At 66.7% G+C, this 19,128-nt stretch carries 17 protein-coding genes and 1 tRNA gene; 6 read left to right on the forward strand and 12 right to left on the reverse strand.

Annotated features, from left to right (window positions below; all coding sequences use genetic code 11):
* The first annotated feature begins 328 nt into the window (after positions 1 to 328).
* Complete coding sequence (locus K2W61_RS02555; protein ID WP_236755017.1) at positions 329 to 2,551, forward strand: FUSC family protein; 2,223 nt, start codon at positions 329 to 331, stop codon at positions 2,549 to 2,551.
* A 66-nt stretch (positions 2,552 to 2,617) separates the two neighbouring features.
* On the opposite strand, the gene yaaA is transcribed toward K2W61_RS02555, so the two are convergent.
* The 3 genes from yaaA to K2W61_RS02570 all read right to left on the reverse strand — a co-directional run bounded on the left by yaaA (position 2,618) and on the right by K2W61_RS02570 (position 5,589).
* Positions 2,618 to 3,388, reverse strand: coding sequence for a peroxide stress protein YaaA (yaaA, locus tag K2W61_RS02560; RefSeq protein WP_236755018.1), 771 nt, complete (start codon positions 3,386 to 3,388; stop codon positions 2,618 to 2,620).
* 16 nt (positions 3,389 to 3,404) lie between these two features.
* Entirely contained in the window at positions 3,405 to 4,187 is a 783-nt protein-coding gene (locus K2W61_RS02565) for a 3-hydroxybutyrate dehydrogenase (protein ID WP_236755019.1), read from the reverse strand.
* A 148-nt stretch (positions 4,188 to 4,335) separates the two neighbouring features.
* The gene (locus K2W61_RS02570) at positions 4,336 to 5,589 is read right to left on the reverse strand and encodes a cation:proton antiporter domain-containing protein (RefSeq protein ID WP_175131403.1); all 1,254 of its coding nucleotides are present in this window, start codon (positions 5,587 to 5,589) and stop codon (positions 4,336 to 4,338) included.
* 261 nt (positions 5,590 to 5,850) lie between these two features.
* On the opposite strand from K2W61_RS02570, the gene K2W61_RS02575 reads away from it, so the two are divergent.
* Positions 5,851 to 5,941, forward strand: a tRNA-Ser gene (locus K2W61_RS02575).
* A gap of 97 nt (positions 5,942 to 6,038) precedes the next feature.
* Here the strand turns inward: K2W61_RS02575 and K2W61_RS02580 are convergent.
* The 3 genes from K2W61_RS02580 to K2W61_RS02590 form a co-directional block, all read right to left on the reverse strand.
* The gene (locus K2W61_RS02580; protein WP_175131333.1) at positions 6,039 to 7,016 is read right to left on the reverse strand and encodes a Bug family tripartite tricarboxylate transporter substrate binding protein; all 978 of its coding nucleotides are present in this window, start codon (positions 7,014 to 7,016) and stop codon (positions 6,039 to 6,041) included.
* A gap of 114 nt (positions 7,017 to 7,130) precedes the next feature.
* Positions 7,131 to 8,039: a dihydrodipicolinate synthase family protein gene (locus K2W61_RS02585; RefSeq protein WP_236755020.1), complete on the reverse strand. Its 909-nt coding sequence runs from the start codon at positions 8,037 to 8,039 to the stop codon at positions 7,131 to 7,133.
* Positions 8,040 to 8,052: 13 nt separating this feature from the next.
* Positions 8,053 to 9,180: a mandelate racemase/muconate lactonizing enzyme family protein gene (locus K2W61_RS02590; protein WP_236755021.1), complete on the reverse strand. Its 1,128-nt coding sequence runs from the start codon at positions 9,178 to 9,180 to the stop codon at positions 8,053 to 8,055.
* Between the two features lie 156 nt (positions 9,181 to 9,336).
* Between K2W61_RS02590 and K2W61_RS02595 the strand changes: the two genes are divergently transcribed.
* Positions 9,337 to 10,212, forward strand: coding sequence for a LysR family transcriptional regulator (locus K2W61_RS02595; RefSeq protein ID WP_175131330.1), 876 nt, complete (start codon positions 9,337 to 9,339; stop codon positions 10,210 to 10,212).
* Between the two features lie 36 nt (positions 10,213 to 10,248).
* Here the strand turns inward: K2W61_RS02595 and K2W61_RS02600 are convergent, their stop codons facing one another.
* The gene (locus K2W61_RS02600; protein WP_236755022.1) at positions 10,249 to 11,484 is read right to left on the reverse strand and encodes an amidohydrolase family protein; all 1,236 of its coding nucleotides are present in this window, start codon (positions 11,482 to 11,484) and stop codon (positions 10,249 to 10,251) included.
* Between the two features lie 51 nt (positions 11,485 to 11,535).
* Entirely contained in the window at positions 11,536 to 11,736 is a 201-nt protein-coding gene (locus K2W61_RS02605; protein WP_175131103.1) for a hypothetical protein, read from the reverse strand.
* Between the two features lie 192 nt (positions 11,737 to 11,928).
* On the opposite strand from K2W61_RS02605, the gene K2W61_RS02610 reads away from it, so the two are divergent.
* Both K2W61_RS02610 and K2W61_RS02615 read left to right on the forward strand, forming a co-directional pair.
* On the forward strand, positions 11,929 to 12,432 hold the full coding sequence (locus tag K2W61_RS02610) for an ASCH domain-containing protein (RefSeq protein WP_236755023.1): 504 nt from the start codon (positions 11,929 to 11,931) through the stop codon (positions 12,430 to 12,432).
* 333 nt (positions 12,433 to 12,765) lie between these two features.
* Positions 12,766 to 13,101 carry a virulence factor gene (locus tag K2W61_RS02615; protein WP_175131327.1) on the forward strand — a complete coding sequence of 112 codons (336 nt, stop codon included), beginning with the start codon at positions 12,766 to 12,768 and terminating at the stop codon, positions 13,099 to 13,101.
* Positions 13,102 to 13,347: 246 nt separating this feature from the next.
* On the opposite strand, the gene K2W61_RS02620 is transcribed toward K2W61_RS02615, so the two are convergent.
* The 4 genes from K2W61_RS02620 to K2W61_RS02635 all read right to left on the reverse strand — a co-directional run bounded on the left by K2W61_RS02620 (position 13,348) and on the right by K2W61_RS02635 (position 17,549).
* Positions 13,348 to 13,596, reverse strand: a complete 249-nt coding sequence (locus tag K2W61_RS02620; protein ID WP_175131326.1) for a hypothetical protein — start codon at positions 13,594 to 13,596, stop codon at positions 13,348 to 13,350.
* A 297-nt stretch (positions 13,597 to 13,893) separates the two neighbouring features.
* A complete protein-coding gene (gene serS / locus K2W61_RS02625; protein WP_236755024.1) occupies positions 13,894 to 15,240 on the reverse strand; it encodes a serine--tRNA ligase in 1,347 nt (448 codons plus the stop codon).
* Between the two features lie 42 nt (positions 15,241 to 15,282).
* Entirely contained in the window at positions 15,283 to 16,623 is a 1,341-nt protein-coding gene (locus K2W61_RS02630) for a replication-associated recombination protein A (protein WP_026382308.1), read from the reverse strand.
* A 134-nt stretch (positions 16,624 to 16,757) separates the two neighbouring features.
* Positions 16,758 to 17,549: a deaminated glutathione amidase gene (locus tag K2W61_RS02635; RefSeq protein WP_175140931.1), complete on the reverse strand. Its 792-nt coding sequence runs from the start codon at positions 17,547 to 17,549 to the stop codon at positions 16,758 to 16,760.
* Between the two features lie 178 nt (positions 17,550 to 17,727).
* Between K2W61_RS02635 and K2W61_RS02640 the strand changes: the two genes are divergently transcribed.
* A complete protein-coding gene (locus K2W61_RS02640) occupies positions 17,728 to 18,996 on the forward strand; it encodes an amino acid deaminase (protein ID WP_236755025.1) in 1,269 nt (422 codons plus the stop codon).
* Positions 18,997 to 19,128 lie beyond the last annotated feature (132 nt).

Genomic DNA, 19,128 nt, shown 5'->3' on the forward strand with positions numbered 1-19,128 from the left:
CAGTGCGAACGCCCCTGGGGGACGCTGGAGGTCGAAATGGAAGCCTTGGCAACACACGCTTGTGGCGCGGCCAACGGCAAAAGTATCTGCTGCAGGAGGGCTGGGAGGTGACCCTGGCCATCCGCCTCATCGCGCCGGTTTCGGATAGGCAGACCGGCGCAAGTGGAGCAATTTACCGCGTTGCGGCAAACGTAGCAAATCGAGGTTTCGCGGACGTTGCACGGAAGTCGCGCCGGCGCCTGCGGGAAAGTTCGGTAACCATCCGGCCCCTAAAACACGGTCAGCCTCTCTATACTTGTCGCGTTACCCGGATTCGAGTCCCGCGCCCATGGATCTGCGCATTGCCAGCATTCGCCGCTTCCTCTACAGCCACTACTTCTTCGGCGGCGTGCGCCAGGGCGTGGGCATGCTGCTGCCGGTGCTGGTGCTGGGGGGGCTGTTCGGCCACTACACCACCGGCCTGGTAGCCACCTTCGGCGCGCAGTGCCTGGCCATCATCGACCAGCCCGGCGGGCCGCAGCGGCACCGCACCAACGAGATGCTGGGCGGCGCCGCGCTGGGCACGCTGACCGTCGTCATCACCGGCCTGGCCTCGACCCACCCCGTGCTGATCTGGCTGGTGGTCATCGCGCAGTGTTTCGTCTATTCCATGTTCACGGTGTTCGGCAAGCGCGGCGGCCTGATCGGCTTTGCCGGCCTGCTGCTGATGACGCTGACCATGCATTCGCCGCTGGAACCGCAGGCAGTGCTGGGACATGCCGCCGCGACGCTGGGCGGGGCGCTGTTCTATGTGGCGTTCAGTCTGGGATTTTCACGGCTGTTCTGGCTGCGCGAGGAACAGCAGGCCATGTCGGTGGCGCTGTTCGCCACCGCCGACTACGTGGCCGCGCGCGCCACCTTCTACGACGAAACGGCCGACCTGGACGAGGCCTACCGCACCCTGATCCAGCGCCAGTCGATCATGACCGAAAAGCACCAGGCGGCACGCGACATGGTGCTGCGCGCCCTGCCGCGCGGCAAGGGCCTGGGCGACCGCCAGCGCGTGATGATCTGGAACATGTTCGTCGACATGCTGCAGTTGCTGGACACGCTGGTGGCCACCCACACCGACTACGCCGCGCTGCGGCGCGCGCTGGCCGGCAACGACTGCCTGATGTTCATGCGCGACGCGCTGGTGAAGATGTCCCTGGAATTGAACCGCATCGCGCTGGATGTGTCGCGCGGCCGCAAGGTGCAGTACCGCAGCAGCGCCAAGGCCGAACTGCGCGCCATCGAATACGAGATCGAGCAGCTCAAGCAGCAGGGCCTGGGCGAGCGCGAGCCCGAGATGCTGGCGCTGATCGTGCAGGTGCTGCGCCGGCTGCGCAATTCGGCCCGCATCGTCGACCGCCTGGCCGACCATACCGCCGCCTCGCCGGATGCCAAGCCCACCGACGTGCTGCGCATCAATAAGTCGCTGACGCGCTTCATCTCGCGCCAGGAATTCCGCGTCGGCCTGCTCACCAGCAACCTGCGGCTGGACTCGCCGCACTTTCGTTACGCGCTGCGCGTGACGGCGGCGGCGGCCATCGCCATGACGCTGGCCAGCCAATGGCTGTCGCCGGCGTTCTCGGCGCACAACTACTGGATCATGCTGACCATCGTCATCATCATGAAGCCGGGCTTTGCGCTGACCCGACAGCGCAATGGCTGGCGCCTGATGGGCACGCTGATCGGCTGCATCTGCGCCCTGCTGCTGTTCAACGTCACCGACCGGCCCGGCATCCTGTTCGCGGTGCTGCTGGGCGCCTGCATCATGGGCAACAGCATGGTGCAGCTGAACTACATGGCCAGCGCCATTTTCAACACGCTGTTCGTGGTGCTGGTGTTCCATTTCGTCTCGCCCGGCACGGTGTCGATGTCGGTGATCGGCGAACGCGCCATCGACACCTTGATCGGCTGCGCCCTGGCGCTGGTATGCAGCTACATCCTGCCGTGGTGGGAAGCGCGCTACCTCAAGCCGCTGGCGGCGGCGGCCACCCGCGCCAACCGCGAGTACCTGATGGCCGGCATGCGCTACGTGGAAGCGATGCAGGCGCATGGCGCACCGGTGGGCGCGGCCGCCGACGCCACGCCCGCCGTCACCGACGCCGACCTGGCCTGGCGCCTGGCGCGCAAGAACGTGCACATTGCCTTCAGCAATTTCGCCGAGGCGTTCTACCGCATGATGAGCGAGCCCAAGTCGCACCAGGTCAGCGTGCCGGAACTGAACAACCTGCTGATCCAGAACCACGTGCTGGCCTCGCAGATCACCGCGGCCATTCCGATCCTGGCCGCGCTGCCAGCCACGCCGCAGGCGGTGCAACAGGCGCTGGCCGGCATGGTCGAACTGCTGGACCAGAACCGCGCCCAGGCGCCCGCCGACCTGCCGACCCAGTTCGACACCGCGGGCGAGCAGGCGGCGCTGGTGTATCCGGTCAAGCAGATGCTCAAGGCCTCGCACATGATCCGGCAGGAACTGCAGGCGCTGGCGGATCCGCTGCATGCGCCGCCGGTGGCGGCGCCGGCCTGAACCCTTGCCGCAATAAAAAACCGGCCTCGCGAGAGGCCGGCTTTCTCATGGCCGCCAGCGGTTCGTTCAAAGCTTGCGGCGGAACACGAGCTTGTCGTCGGTGGAGACCGAGGCGTCGTACCGGTAGCCTTCCAGGTCGAAGCCTTGCAGGCCTTCCGGCTTGGACACCTTGTGCAGGATGGCGTAGCGCGCCATCAGGCCGCGCGCGCGCTTGGCGTGGAAGCTGATGATCTTCCAGGCGCCGTTTTTCCAGTCCTGGAACACGCACTGCACCACGCGCGCCTTGAGCGCCTTCAGGTCGACCGACTTGAAATACTCTTCCGAGGCCAGATTGACGATGACCGGCGCCTTCTGCCCGGCCTGGCGTTCGTTGAGATAGTCGGCAATGGCGCTGCCCCAGTATTCGTACAGGTTCTTGCCCTTCGGCGTCTGCAGGCGCGTGCCCATTTCCAGGCGGTACGGCTGCATCAGGTCCAGCGGCCGCAGCACGCCATACAGGCCGCTGAGGATGGCCACATGATCCTGGGCCCAATCCAGTTGCTTGGCCGACAGGGTCGCGGCGTCCAGGCCCTCGTACACGTCGCCATTGAAGGCCAGCACGGCCTGGCGCGAATTGGCCTGGGTGAAGGTGCGCTTCCATTCGGCGTAGCGCTGCGCGTTGAGCTCGGACAGCGCCGGGCTCAGGCTCATCAGTGCGGCAATGTCGTCCGCGGTCTTGGTCTTCAGGACCTTGATCAGGCCGGCGGCCTGGTCCACGAACAGCGGCTGGGTGTGCGTCTCGATGTGCACCGGCGAGTCGTAGTCCAGCTTCTTGGCGGGGGAAAGCAGAAACAGCATGCGGAGGTTCCTTTGATCAGCGCGCCGTCCAGCCGCCATCGACGGAGACGGTGGTGCCGGTGATTTGCGCGGCGGCATCGGAGGCCAGGAAAACGGCCGTGCCGCCCAGTTGCTCGGGCGTGACGAATTGCAGCGACGGCTGCTTTTCGCTGAGCAGTTCGCGCGCGGCGGTTTCCTGGTCGACGCCATTCTTTTCGGCCAATGCCGAGATCTGCTTTTCGACCAGCGGGGTACGCACCCAGCCCGGGCAGATGGCGTTGGCGGTGACGCCCTGGCCGGCGGTTTCCAGCGCGGTTACCTTGGTGAAACCGACCACGCCGTGCTTGGCGGCGACGTAGGCCGACTTGTTGGCCGAGGCTACCAGGCCGTGCGCCGAGGCGATGTTGATGATGCGGCCGAAGCCCTGCTTCTTCATGTGCGGCAGCGCGGCGGCCGTGCCATGGAACACGGCCGACAGATTCAGCGCCAGGATCGCATCCCATTTTTCGGTGGGAAAGTCCTCGATCAGGGCGGTGTGCTGGATGCCGGCGTTGTTGACCAGGATGTCGATGCGGCCCATCTGGCGCACCGCGTTGTCGATCAGGCCGCGCACGGCGTCGCCCTTGGACAGGTCGGCGCCGTCGTACAGCACCTTGACACCATGCTGGGCGGCCAGCCCGGCGCGCACCTTTTCGATCTCGGCGGCGTCGCCGAAGCCGTTCAGGACGATATCGGCGCCCTGCGCGGCCAGCGCGGTGGCGATACCCAGGCCGATCCCGCTGGTGGAACCGGTGACGACTGCGACTTTTCCTTTGAGCATAGATGTTCTCCTGTGGCGGGGCGCGGAATGCGGACGGCGGCCGGAACGCGCCGGCCGGCGCCGTGGGCGAAACACGGACTGAAAAATCGCGTCAAGTGTAGCCGCCCGGCAAGACGCCCATCATGCCATGCCCCCACGCCCTGCGGGGTCAAGCGCGGGGCGGCGGCGGCGGCGGGCCGACGCGGGAAATGGGCGCCTCCGGCAAGGTGGAATCGGACGAATCCGGGTCCGCGCGCGCGGCACGCGGATCGGTCGGCAAGTCCGCCATGCCCCCCAGGCGTTCCGGAATACGTTCGAGCAGCTTGATCAGGATCGGCACCACCCCCATCGACACCGCCACCACCACGGCCAGCACATCGCGCTGCCCAAGATCCACCAAGTGGTTATCCCAGGCTTCGTTGAAGATCGCGAAGCTGAATTCGCCCCCCTGCGCCAGCACCATGGCGAACAACAGCCGGTGATAGCGCGGCAAGCCCAGCAGGCGCGCAAAACCGTACAGCACGAGCGCCTTGACCGCCAGCAGCGCGGCCACCCCCGCGCCGATGAACTTCCAGTGTTCCGCCACCACGTGCAGGTTCATGGACATGCCGATGGCCACGAAGAACAGGCCGAGCAACAGGCCCTTGAAGGGCTCGATCGCGTTTTCCAGTTCATGGCGATAGCGCGATTCGGCCATCAACACACCGACCAGGAAACCGCCCAGGCCAGCCGACAGGCCCGCGTAATCGAACAACTGCGCCGTGCCCACGACCAGCAGCAATGCCGCCGCGGTGAACAGTTCCTTCAACTTGGCCTTGGCGGCCCAGCCCAGCAGACGCAGCCGATAGGCCGCGGCCACCACCGCCACCGCGATCAATGCCTCTTTGAAAGAGGGGGCCGAGGTGCCGCCCGATCCCAGCAGGCCCGCCGCCACCAGCATCGGGATCGCCGCCATATCCTGGAACAGCAGCACCCCCAGCGCCGAGCGCCCCATCGGCGTGCGCGTCAGGCCGCGTTCCTCCAGCAGCCGCAAGGCGACCGCCGTCGATGACAGCGCCAGCGACAGGCCGCACAACACCGCCGCCTGCCACGCCATGCCCGCCATGTGACGCAAGGCGGCCCCGAACACCACGCCCAGCAGCAGGCCGCAAGCCAGCATCTGCGCGGCCCCCAGCGTGAACACCTCGTGGCGCATCGCCCACAGGCGCTTGGGCGCCAGTTCCAGGCCGATGATGAACAACATCATCACCACGCCCCACTGCGACACATTGACCATGTCGGGAACGTCCGTCACCAGCTTCAGGCCCGAGGGCCCCACCAGCACGCCGGCCAGCAGGTAGCCCGGAATGGCACCCAGGCCCAGCCGCTGGGTCAGCGGCACGCACAGCACGGCGGCCAGCAACAGGATCAGGATCAGGTTCATCGGCGCGGAACGGGCGGATCGGAACAATCCGATTCTGAGCAAGGATGACTTGCCTGGGAAGCAGATGAAACCCGCTGAAGCGTTCGATATCGAAGGGCTTTACACAAAACTTTTTTTTGCTGTAGAATTGCGGGCTTCGCTGCTCCGACAACGCAGATTCTTCCGACCAGGGATCTGATTGCGGGAAACCCGGAAAAACCTCGACAGGCCAGAACCTGCCGGTGCTTGACCAGGAATTTCGCCGTTACGGAATCCAGCCACGGAGAGGTGGCAGAGTGGTCGAATGTACCTGACTCGAAATCAGGCGTACGGTATCCCCGTACCGTGGGTTCGAATCCCACCCTCTCCGCCAGTATTCAAAAAAGGCCAATCCCTCGGGATTGGCCTTTTTCTTTGCGCGGCCCCACCGGCAAGGCGCGGGGTGATGGCCCCGTCCTGGCGGTGAGCCGTCACCCTTGCGCGACGATGCCGGCGTCCTGGATGGTCTTGGCATACTTGCGCTGCTCATCGCGCATGAAGTCGGCGAAACGCTGCGCGCTGCCGCCGCCGTCTTCGGCGCCCACCTGGGCCAGCTTTTCCTGCACATCGGCCATGGCCAGCACCCGGTCGATGTCCCGATTCATGCGCGCGACCATGTCGGCCGGCATGTTGGCCGGGCCGACCATGCCGAACCAGATGCTGGCCTCGAAGCCCGGATAGCCCTGCTCGGCCACCGTCGGCACGCCGGGATGACTGGGGGAGCGCTGCCGCAGCGTCTGCGCCAGCGCCAGCACCTTGCCGGCCCGGATCAGGGGGGTGGCCGTGGTCATGCCCTCGAAGCAGTACTGTACATGGCCGCCCAGCAGATCGTTCATCAGCGGCGCCGAGCCCTTGTAGGGTACGTGCAGCACATCGATACCGGCGCGCGCCTTGAAGATTTCCAGCGCCAGGTGTTGCGCCGAGCCGCTGCCGGCCGACCCGAAGATGATCTTGCCCGGCTGCGCGCGGCACAGCGCCACCAGCTCGGGAAGGCTCTTGGCCGGCTGCGCCGCGCCGCCGATCAGCAGCGTCGGCGTCTTGCCCACCAGCGCGATGGGCGAGAAATCGCGTTCTGCCGAGTAAGCCAGTTTGGGATGCAGGCCCGGCGCGATGCCGTGGCTGTTGATGTGGGCCATCAGCAGGGTGTTGCCGTCACCCGGCTGGCGCGCCACCTGCTCGGCGGCGATGATGCCGGCCGCGCCGGCGCGATTCTCGATGATGACCGGCATGTTCCATAGCAGACCCAGCTTCTGTCCCAGCAGGCGCGCCAGCACATCCGTGCCGCCCCCCGCCGGAAAGCCGACCACGATCTTGACCGGCCCCGCCGGCAGATCCTGCGCCCGGGCCGATGGCAGGACGAGCGCGGCCCCTAGCGCCGCGGCGCCGGCAATGAAATCCCTGCGTTGCATATCTGTCTCCTCGCGCACCGGGTTCGTGCCCGGTGACTGTTGTTGAGCCTGCCGCGTCCGCCGTCCAGCCGCCGGTTGGCGGCCGGACCACGGCGCGGGGTCCTGCAATGCGGCTCAGGCCGCGGGTACCGCCAGCCGCTGGGCCAGTTGCGCCGCCTGCGCGGCGCCCAGTTCCACCAGCGGCGGCCGCACCGTGGCCCAGACCGGATCGCCCTGCCGCTGTGCCAGCGTGGCCTTCATGGCCGGAATCATCGGATACGACTGAAAGATGGCGCGGGTTTCGTTCAGGGCCCGCTGCCGTTGCTCGGCGCCGGCCTCGCGCCAGGAACGGTACAAGGCGACGATGGGCGCGGCGTTGACGTTGCCGGTGGCGGTGATGCAGCCCGCGCCGCCCGCCCGCATCGTCTCCAGCAGCACCGTCTCGGTGCCGGCAAACACGTCGAAGCCGCGCGGCTGGAAGTCGCGCAGCATGGCCGCGGTGTTGTCCCAGTCACCGGAACTGTCCTTGATGCCGGCGATGATGCCCGGAAACGCACCCAGCAGCCGCTCGATCAGGCCCAGGCTGATGGGCACGCCCGACACCGGCGGGATGTGATACAGGTAGATGCGCAGACGCTCGTCGGCGACCTGCTCGATCACGTGGGCATAGGCGCGGAACAGGCCTTCGTCGCTGACCCCCTTGTAGTAGAAGGGCGGCAGCATGAGCACGCCGCCGCAGCCGGCGCTGACGGCATGGCGGGTCAGCGCCACCGCATCCGGTAACGCGCAGGCGCCGGTGCCCGGCATCATGCGCGCGGCTGGCAGGCCGGCATCGAGCAAGGCGTCCAGCAATTGGCGCTTTTCCGCCACGCTGAGCGAATTCGCCTCGGAATTGGTCCCGAAGATCGCCAGGCCGGCCCCCTGTTCCAGCAGGGCGCGGCAATGCGCCACGAAGCGCGGCACGCTCGGCGACAGGTCCGCATTGAAGGGGGTGAGGACCGGGGAATAGACGCCTTGGGGCCGGTCAGCGGCACGTTTGCTCATGAAGGATCTCCTGTCAGCGGCCGAGGCGGGTCCACCTGCCGTAGCGCTCGACCATGCGCTCATCGAAACCGAATCCCAGACCCGGCTCTTGGTGCAACACCACGCGGCCCTGCTTATGAGTCAACTGGCGGTCCACCAGCCTGCGGAAATTCAGCACCTGGTCGTCCCAGAAAAACTCAACATAGCGCGCATTGGGCGTGGCGGCCACCAGCGGCGCGTGCACGTCGTGGAACCAATGCGGGCAGACCACCACGCCGTAGCTGGCGGCGGTGGCGGCAATGCGCTTCCATTCGGTGATGCCGCCGCACACCGCGGCGTCGGTCTGCAGGATGCCGGCCGCGCCCTTGTCCAGCAGCTCCTTGTGATACCAGCGGCCATAGCCGATCTCGGCGGTGGCGATGGGCAAATGCGTCAGGCGCGCCAGCTTGGCATGGCTGTCGATGTCGTCAGGACCGAACGGCTCCTCGATGAAGTACGGTTCGTACTGTTCGAAGCGGCGGATGTACTGCATGGCCTGGGTGACGTCCTGCCAGGCGTTGTTGCAGTCCATCATCAGCTCGACGTCCGGCCCGACGGCCTCGCGCGCCGCCTTCAGCCGCGCCTCCTCCTCACGCGGCGAGAGGCGGCCGGTCTTCATCTTGACGGCGGAAAAGCCCTTGGCGACATAGCTGGCCATTTCCTCGCCCAGGTGCTGCGGCGTCTTGCCGTCCAGGTAGTAGCCGCCGCTGGCATAGGCCGGCACCGACTCCAGCTCGACCGCGCCGAGGAACTTGTGCAAAGGCAGGCCGGCGGTCTTGGCATTCAGGTCCCAAAGCGCAATGTCCAGCGCACTGAGCGCGCGCATCACCGTGCCCTGGCGTCCCTGCAGCAGGGCTTCCTGGTACATGGCCTGCCACAGTCCCTCGACCGCGTGCGAGTCCTTGCCCAGCAGCACCGGCGCCAGCAGGCTCTGCACCGCCGCCTCAAAAATCGCGCCACCGGCGCTGCCGACGTAGCAGAAACCGATACCTTCGACGCCGTCGGCGCTACGGACCTTCACCAGTCCGTAGTGGCGGGTGGAGACGGTACGGTTCGAAAACGAAGTGACCTTGTCCAAGGGCACCGCGGCGGCGCAAACGTCGATGGATTCAATGATGGGCACGGCTGGCTCCTGATAACGGGAATAGTGCGCGTTGCGCTGCCGGCGCGCCTTGCGCCGGCGCAACGCTCAGACGCATTCTTGCTGGCCCTAAAGAAACAAACAATTATGCTTAACCATATTTAGAATATGTAAAAAACATCTTTTGAGTGTCGCGACATGGATTCGAGATTTCTGCAGACCTATGTGCATGTGGTGGAACTGGGCTCCATCGCGCAGGCCGCGCGCCACCAGGGATTGACGCCGGCGACCGTGCAGCAGCGGCTGCGCGCGCTGGAGGCGGACATGGGCAGCGCGCTGATCGCCCGCTCGGGCCGCACGGTCAAGCCTACCGCCGCCGGCACCCGCATCCTGGAACGGGCCCGCAACCTGCTGCGCGACCTGCGCGATCTGCGCTCGGCCGCCACCGAGTCCGACCTGCCCGCCGGCCCGCTGCGCCTGGGCGCCACGCCCACCGCGCTGACCGGCATCATGCCGCCGGTGCTGCGCGCGTGGGCGGCGCGCCATCCCCACATCGAGATCTATATCGAGCCGGCGCCCACCACCCTGCTCTACGGCAAGGTGCTGGCGGGAGAACTGGACGGCGCGCTGCTGGTGCATCCGCTGTTCGCGATTCCCAAATCCTGTGTCTGGCGCGATCTGCGGCGCGAGCCGCTGGTCCTGGTGACCCCGGCAGACATGATCGTGCGCGACCCGTTGGCGGTGATCAGGCGCGAACCCTACATCCGCTACGACCGCAGCGTGGTGGGCGGCCGCATGGCCGATGATTACCTGCGCGCCCGAGACCTGCGGCCGCAAGTGCGCTTCGAGCTGGACGGCATCGACTCGATCGCCAAGCTGGTCTCGGAAGGGCTGGGGGTTGCGCTGCTGCCTGACTGGGCCACCACCGGGGTCTCGGCGCCGGTCAAGCGCTGGCCGCTGCCGGCGCCATGCCCGGTGCGCACGGTGGGCGCGATCTGGCCGCGCTCGGGCGTGCGCTCGGAGTTGATGCGGGTGTTCGTGGCGCTGGCGGAAAGCGACACCGCGGCGCGCTGACGGCGGCGCCAGCGATGGCGACGCCGTCGGTCCCGGCTACGCCGGCCGTTCCGCTGACGCCCCCGGCGCCGCAGGCTCGGCCAGGTTGCCCAGCAGACGGCCCTCGCGCGCCACCCGCGTGCCGCCGGAGATCACCAGGCGGCGCGGTGCGCGCTGCGCCACGGCCTCGGCCACGCCGCTGGCCGCCACCAGCACCAGATCGGCGCGGGCACCGGGCGCCAGCCCATAATCCGCGAAACCACAGGCACGGGCCGCGGCGGTCGTGACGCAGTCGAAGACCCAACCGATTTCGTCATCACGCCGCAAGTCATTGCGCAAGCCGATCATCATGGCGCGCGCCAGCATGTCGGGACTGCCGTACGGGGTCCAGGTGTCGCGGATGCCATCGTTGCCGCCGAACAGCGTCACGCCGGCCTCGCGACAGGCCCGCAACGGCGGCACCGGCCGCGACGGCGGCGCGGTGGTCAGCAGCGCCACGTCCAGCGCGGCCAGGCGCTGCAGCAGCCCATCCAGCCGTTTGGCATCCACGCCGCCCAGGCAGAAGGCGTGGCTGACGACGACACGGCCGCGCATGCCCAAGGCCTGAACCCGATCCAGGATCAGGTCGAGTGAAAACGCGCCCAGTTCGCCCGGTTCGTGCAGATGGATATCGATGGGTTTGCCGTGCTTGTCGGCCAGGCCGAACAGCAGGTCCAGCGATTGCGCCGGGTCGCGGTCGATGGCACAGGGATCGAGCCCGCCCAGCACATCCGCGCCCTGCGCCAACGCCTGGTCCAGCAGCGCGGCGGTGCCCGGCCGCACCAGCAGGCCCGACTGCGGGAACGCCACCGTCTGAATCTCGACCAGGCCAGCCAGGGCCTCGCGCGTGCGGTGCACGCCTTCGAGATGGCGCAGGCCAGCCTCGGTATCGATATCGACATGGCTGCGGATGCGCGTCGTGCCTTCACGCAGGAAAGCCAGCGCCAGCGCGCGTGCATGCGCGGCTGCGTCATGGCCGCTGGCGGCGCGCCAGGCGCGCTCGTTATTGATCCGGTCGGTCAGCGCCGGACCCACCTGGTTCACGTACCAAGGGGAATCCCAGGTGGTTTTGTCAAGATGGGTATGCCCTTCCACCAGGCCGGGCAGCAGCAGCGCCCCGTCACCCGCCTCGCGCGCCACGCCGGCGGGCGCGCCCAGGCCAGGACCGATGCGCTCGATGCGGCCACGGGAGATCAGCACGTCGGCCACCTCGCCGTCGGGCAGACGAACGTTGTTCAACAACAGGTCGGTCATGGGCTTCCTCGGGCGCGGGCCGGCGGCGTCTCGGGCCCCGGCAGCGCCAGATCAGGCTTGCTGGGGCGGTTCGATCCAGAAGAAACGCTCGCCTTGGCGGATCATGTCCGCCACGCCTTCGGCGCTCAGGCGATAGTCGGTGCCCATCAAGGTGGCGCCGCCGTCGTCGTGGATATGGATGACGGCCAGCGGGTCATTGGCCATGGTGTACCAGTAGTAGCCGGGCTTGAGATCGTGCAGGTCAGTATTCATGTTCCGAGTATACAAACAACGCCGCGCCGTATTCAAAAAGACACACTGGTAACCCTTAGCCTGACATGACGGGAGTCACACGTCATACTGTTTCTTGGGAGCTTCCAGTAGCCCGCCACATGTTGGCACGCGTCGACCCGGCCGCAACACCATAGGGATGCAAGGGTCGAACGTGAGGGGAATAACACCGCCATGAAAAGGCAAGCACTCCAATTCAGCGAGCCGCTCAAGCAAGCCATCCTGGATGGCCGAAAAGTGCAGACGCGGCGTATCGTCAAGCCTCAACCCACCAAGGCGACCACCGCCTGGTACGCCGACGCGGCCGATTCCGGCAAATGGGTGGCCATGGGGCCGGCCCAGGACGGCGCCGGTGAATTGCGCAAAACCTCCCCCTGGATCAGTTGCCCATACGGAAAATCGGGTGAAAGCATCGTGCTTGAGGATGAAAACGGCCAGCCTTTCGCCACGGCGGTCATCGTCGGGGTGCGCATCCAGCGGCTGCAGAAGCTGTCCGAGGCCGATGCCCGCGCCGAGGGTACGCAGGCGCTCTACCATGCCTCCGCGCTGCTGCCCGGCGTGCCCTTGCAGACCGCGTTTGCCTTGACCTGGTGCGAACGCTACGGCGCGCATGCGTGGGCCGCCAACCCCTGGGTATGGGTGGTCGAATTCCGCTGCCAGCAGCCGGACGAGACTTAGGTAAACGGGGCGGCCATGGCCGTCCCAGCCTCGCGCCTGGCGCAGGCGTACCGGTATGGCTGACAGAGAAATCGGGCGGCGTGATGGTGACCAGCTGTAACCCTGCGTCCCCACGCCATGCCATCGCACCCTATTTCAGTCGATTTCAGTATGGGGGACGCCAGGGTGGAATTCAGGTTGCGGCGCCGCAGCATGGTATCGACGCCCGGCTGCGCGACCGTTGCGGATTGTCGCTATTGGACGGCCCCCGCTTACGCCTGCCCTGCCGAAAAGACCGAAAATAGCGTCAACGAATACTCAACTTGGCCGCGTCACGCGGCAGGCAGGTGCAAAATGAAAAAATGGCTCATCGCAGGAGCGGGTGTCGCGGGTCTGCTGCTCTCCAGCGTCGCGCTGGCCCGGGTGGATGTCGGTATCTCCATCGGCCTGCCCGGCGTGGTGTACCCGGCGCCGGTCTATGCGGCGCCCGCGCCCGTCTATGTGGCGCCGGCCCCGGTCTACGCGCCCCCGCCCCCGGTCTACTACCGCCCGGCTCCCGTCTACGTGGCGCCTCCGGTGGTGTATCCGGCGCCGGTATATATCCGCGGCGGCGGATATTGGGGCAATCGTGGCCACTGGCGCGGTCCGGACCGCGGTTACCACCACGGCCGTGGCGGCTGGCACCGCTGAGCCGCGCCGGCGCCACTACCCCTCGAAAAAACGAAGGCCACTCCTGGGAGTGGCCTTTTTTTCTGCGGGGCAAGTTCCGGTACCCCGTTGAAAACGAATCAGGCCGCGGGGCCCTGGACGGATTTTTCCGTCGCAACGGCGGGCGGCTGCTGCGGCGCCGGGACGGGTTTACCCGCAGCCCAACGCGACGATTCCTGGACCAGATCAATCCAGCGGCGGGGAGCACTCGACGCCCGCCACCAACCATTATGCGGACGCATGCGCAAACTCCGGTTCACCGTTGAAACGAACACCATTTATTTCTTCAAACAATTGACGGCTTTCCTGTTCCGCTTCATGCAAGCTGGTGAACGGCGCCTGTCCGGGCACGGTCCAGCATTTTTCCGGTGCGGTTCCGCCAACCCGGCGGGTCCATATTTGCACGCGGAAGCCCTGTTCATCGTCCTGAGCCACAGAGCATCTCACACGAAAATCTCCAATCATTCTTGAAGTCATGGACAACTCCTTGTTATATAAGTGAATGAAGCGTGTAGAACGCAGGCGTATTGTGCCGAACTATCCGGCCCTTTTATTGAAAATACACAATTGCTCACATCAAAATCAAGCACTCACGTCGTCAAGATAATGCGGGCAGACGACAGAATTATGTCTCGATCATAAATAAGCCGGGCGTGCCGCCCCATCCGCCGTATGACGGACTTGCGCGATCAGCAAGCAGCGTGCCCAGACCGGACGATGTATGAAAAACGGAGCCCGCGGGCTCCGTTTTTCATTGCCGAACGCCGCCAGGCGTCAGGGTTTCAAGACGGTCAGGCCGCCCATGTAGGGGCGCAGCGCTTCGGGCACCAGGATGCTGCCATCGGCCTGCTGATGGTTTTCCAGTACGGCCACCAGCGCGCGGCCCACGGCCAGGCCGGAACCGTTCAGCGTGTGCACGTATTCCGGCTTGCCCTGGGCGTTACGGAAACGCGCCTGCATGCGGCGGGCCTGGAAGGTTTCGCAGTTGGACACCGACGAGATCTCACGCCAGGTGTTCTGCGCCGGCAGCCAGACCTCCAGATCGTAGGTCTTGGCCGAGCCAAAGCCCATGTCGCCGGTGCACAGCAACACCACGCGGTACGGCAGCTGCAGCAACTGCAGCACGCGCTCGGCGTGGCCGACCATGTCTTCCAGGGCCTCGTAGGATTGGTCGGGCTGCGTGATCTGCACCATTTCGACCTTGTCGAACTGATGCTGGCGAATCATGCCGCGCGTATCGCGCCCACCGCTGCCGGCTTCGGAACGGAAGCACGGCGTGTGCGCGGTGAGCTTGAGCGGCAGGTCGGCGGCGGCCTGGATGGTGTCGCGGGCCACGCTGGTCAGCGTGATTTCCGAGGTGGAGATCAGGTACTGGTCTTCGCGCACGAACGGCTTGCCGTGCTCGTCGAGCTTGGGATCGTCATCGCCGCCGCCCTTGGAGACGGCGAACATGTCGTCCTTGAACTTGGGCAATTGGCCGGTGCCGTAGAGCGTCGAGGCATTGACGATATACGGGGTGTAGCACTCGGTGTAGCCATGCGTGCCGGTCTGCAGGTCCAGCATGAACTGCGCCAGCGCGCGGTGCAGGCGGGCAATGGGGCCGCGCATGAACGAGAAGCGCGCGCCCGACAGCTTGGCGGCCGTGTCGAAATCCAGGCCCAGCGGTTCGCCCAAGGCGACGTGGTCGCGGGCCTCGAACGGCAGCGGCGGCGGGTTGCCGTCGGCGCCGGCCACGGCGGGCAGCCAGCGGCGCACTTCGACGTTGTCGTCGGCGGATTCGCCCAGCGGCACGCTGGCGTGCGGCAGATTCGGCACCGACATCAGCAGTTCGTTGAGCGGCTGCTGCAGGGCGGCCAGCTCTTCTTCCAGTTGCTTCAGGCGCTCGGGCACGGCCTGCGATTCGGCCATGACGGCGCTGGCGTCCTCGCCCTTGGCCTTGAGTTGACCGATCTGCTTGGCCAGCGCGTTGCGGCGGGCTTGCAGGGATTCGGTTTCGGTCTGGACCGCCTTGCGGCGAGACTCCAGCTCGTTGAACCGTTCCGTGTCGAAGGACACGCCACGGCTTTTGAGGCGGTCGACGACGGTTTGCAGGTCTTTGCGCAGCAGTATCGGGTCTAGCATGGTGATATCGGTGAGATTGCGGGGAGCAACGGGCGGCGCCCGTTACCGTTTCTTGGCACGTTCCTGCGCGTCCAGCTCGCGCAGGAATGCCAGCTTCTGCTGGATTTTAGCCTCCAGGCCGCGATCGGTCGGCCGGTAGAAGGAAGGCTTGAGTCCATCGGGGAAATATTGCTCGTCCGCGGCGTAGCCATGCGGCTCATCGTGGGCATAGCGGTAGGCCTTGCCGTGCCCCAGTTGCTTCATCAACTTGGTGGGCGCGTTGCGCAAGTGGATGGGCACGGGCGCGCTGCCGTGTTCGGCGGCGAACTTTCGCGCCTGGTTGTAGGCGTTGTAGACGGCGTTGGACTTGGCCGCGCAGGCCATGTAGACCACTGCCTGGGCCAGCGCCAGCTCGCCCTCGGGCGAACCGAGCCGCTCGTAAATGTCGGCGCCGTTGACCGCCAGGTCGGTGGCGCGGGGGTCGGCCAGGCCGATGTCCTCGACCGCCATGCGCACCAGCCGGCGCGACAGGTACTTGGGATCGGCGCCGCCGTCGATCATGCGGCAGAACCAGTACAGGGCAGCGTCCGGGTTGGAGCCGCGAACCGACTTGTGCAACGCGCTGATCTGGTCGTAGAAGGCGTCGCCGCCCTTGTCGAAACGCCGCAGGTTCTGCGACAGCGAGATCTCGAGCCAGGCCGCGTCCACGGTATCGCGGCCGGCGGCCTGGGCCGATTCGGCCACCACCTCGACCGCGCTGATCAGGCGGCGCGCGTCGCCATCGGCCCAGGCCGCCAGTTGTTCGCGCGCGTCGGCGTCGATGTGGATGCGCGCGCCCTCTTCGTGGCCGTCGTTGAACGCCGCGATGGCGCGGTCGACCAGTTGCTGCAGTTCCTCGGGCGTGAGCGATTGCAGCACGTAGACCCGGGCGCGCGACAATAGCGCCGAATTGACCTCGAACGACGGGTTCTCGGTGGTGGCGCCGATGAAGGTGAACAGCCCGCTTTCGACGTAGGGCAGGAAGGCGTCCTGCTGCGCCTTGTTGAAGCGATGCACCTCGTCGACGAACAGGATGGTGCGGCGGCCCTGCCCCTGCGCCACCTGCGCCACGGTGACGGCATCGCGGATGTCCTTGACGCCGCCCAGGACGGCGGAAATAGCGATGAACTGGGCATCGAAGCCGTCGGCCATGAGGCGCGCCAGCGTGGTCTTGCCCACGCCCGGCGGCCCCCAGAAGATCATGGAATGCGGGCGGCCCGACTCGAACGCCACGCGCAGCGGCTTGTCCGGTCCCAGCAGGTGCGACTGGCCGACCACGTCGGCCAGCGTGCGCGGACGCAGGCGCTCGGCCAGGGGCACGTAAGGCCGATGGGCGGGATCGGCCGCGAAGAGATCATTGCTCATTGGCAGCAGATGAGGGAAGACGGCGAGGAAATCAAGCCAGTATTACAACATGTCCGGCCGCCCTTCGCGCCCGCGGCCCCGGCTGGCAACGGGCGTCCGCGCCCCGCCCGGCGGGCCGGGGCGCAACCCGCGCCTCAGGCCAGTTCCGGCCTGGAAAAACGGCGGTTGGCCAGCACCGGCAACACCTTGCGGGCATGCGCCAGGCGCTCAGGGTCGATGTCGGCGAACACCAGCGCCGGCGCCTCGCCGGCCTGCGCCGTGACCACGCCCAACGGATCGACCACCATGCTGCAACCGATATTGCGTTCGCCGCACTCGCCGGTGGCGGCGACGTAGCATGTGTTTTCCAGCGCGCGCGCCGTCACCAGCACTTCCCAGTGCCTTTCCTTCAACGGGCCACGCACCCAGGCCGCCGGCAACGCCAGCAGATCGGCCCCGTCCAGCGCCAGGCGCCGGGCCAGCTCGGGGAAACGCACGTCGTAGCAGGTCATCAGGCCGACCTTCAGGCCACCGATCTCCAGTAGCGGCGGGATGTCGTTGCCGGGCGTGACGTTGGTCGATTCCTTCATGGTGAAGGCGTCGTACAGGTGCAGTTTGCGGTACTGGGACACAATGCGGCCATCCTGCAACGTGACCAGGGTGTTCCAGACCCGGCCGTCGCCGGCCGGCACGTGCACGCACATCATGGTGGCCAGCGACGAGCCCCGGCTGGCCTCGAGCAGACGCGTCATGAAAGGGCCGTCCAGCGGCTGCGCGGCCTTCAGCACGATCTGGGGATCGGTGATGTCGCGCGCCAGGATGCCCTCGGGCAACACCAGCAGGCCCGCGCCCCCCGCGCTGGCGCGCGCCATGAGGTCGACACAGACCTGGGCGTTTTCTTCCCAGACGCGGCTGACGGCGAACTGGCCCAAAGCAACTTTCAGCATGAATCTTCCTTGTGTGTGGGGCGACGGACGGGCTGCGCCGCGCGGTTTCCTATTGTCGCGCCAACCCGCGGCCGGCAGCGACTACGGGTAACTCCCAACTCCCGCTTGTAAATTTCTTTCAGGATAATAAAAAAAAAACGGATTTACCGTAAATATTTTCCAAAAACGAACCGCCGCCATGCCCCACTCCTCGACCACCGCAGCCCTCCTGGATGCCAACGGCAAAGGCCTGGGCGCCTTTCCCGCCGCCTGTACCAACGCCGACGTGGCCGCGCTGAACTGGAATCTGCTGACCGAGGACGTCAGCCTGCCGGCGGCCGTGCTGTACGAGGCGCGTGTGCGCCACAACCTGCAATGGATGCAGCGTTTCATGGAAGCCTACCGCGTCAAGCTGGCGCCGCACGGCAAGACCACCATGAGCCCGGCGCTGTTCCAGCGCCAGATCGACAACGGCGCCTGGGGCATCACCCTGGCGACCGCGCCGCAGGTGGTGGCGGCCTACCACCACGGCATCCGCCGGGTGCTGATGGCCAACCAGTTGGTCGGCCGCGCCAACATGGCGCTGATCGCCACGTTGCTGCGCGACCCGGCGTTCACCTATTTCTGTATCGTCGACTCGGCCGCCAATGCCGCCCAGTTGGGCCGCTACTTCGGCGAGCAGGGCCTGGTGCTGCCGGTACTGATCGAACTGGGCCCGGCCGGCGGCCGCACCGGGGTGCGCGACGACGCGCAATTGCACGCCGTGGTCGAGGAAATCGGCCGCTGGCCCAGCCTGGCGCTGGCAGGCATCGAGGTCTACGAAGGCGTGCTGCAGGAGGAAAGCGCGATCCGCGCCTTCCTGCGCCGCGCCACCGACGCGCTGCGCCGCCTGGCGACGGCCGGCCGCCTGCGCAAGAACGGCCCCGCCCTGATCTCCGGCGCCGGTTCGGCCTGGTTCGACGTGGTGGCCGAGGAATTCTCGCAACTGGACATCGGCGCGCCGCTGGAAATCGTGCTGCGCCCGGGCTGCTACCTGTCGCACGACGTCGGCGTGTACCGCACCGCGGCCGAACGCATCAACGCCCACAATCCGGTGGCCCACGACATGGAACCGGGCCTGCAGCCGGCCCTGCAGGTCTGGGCTTATGTGCAGTCGCTGCCCGAATCCGGCCGCGCCATCGTGGCCCTGGGCAAACGCGATGCCGCCTTCGACGCCGGCCTGCCGGTGCCGTCGCTGCATTTCCGCCCCGGGCAACGCGCGCCCGGCGCCGCGCCGGCGCACTGGAAGCTGACCGCCATGATGGACCAGCACGCCTTCATGCAGATCGGCGACGCCGACGACATCCAGGTCGGCGACATGATCGCCTTCGACATCTCCCACCCCTGCCTGACGTTCGACAAGTGGCGCCAGGTCCTGCTGGTGGACGAGCAGTACCGCGTCATCGACGTGGCCGACACCTTCTTCTGATTCCGGCGGCGCGGCCTGCCGCGCGGTCCGTTGCAATACCGACAAGCCTCACGCCCGGGGGGGCAAGAAAGTACTCGGGCCTCCGGCGCCTTACCCGCATTCACCGAATCACGCGACACCCTGTTTTTGACC

It is taken from the genome of Achromobacter pulmonis, assembly GCF_021733725.1.
GTDB lineage: Bacteria > Pseudomonadota > Gammaproteobacteria > Burkholderiales > Burkholderiaceae_B > Achromobacter > Achromobacter pulmonis.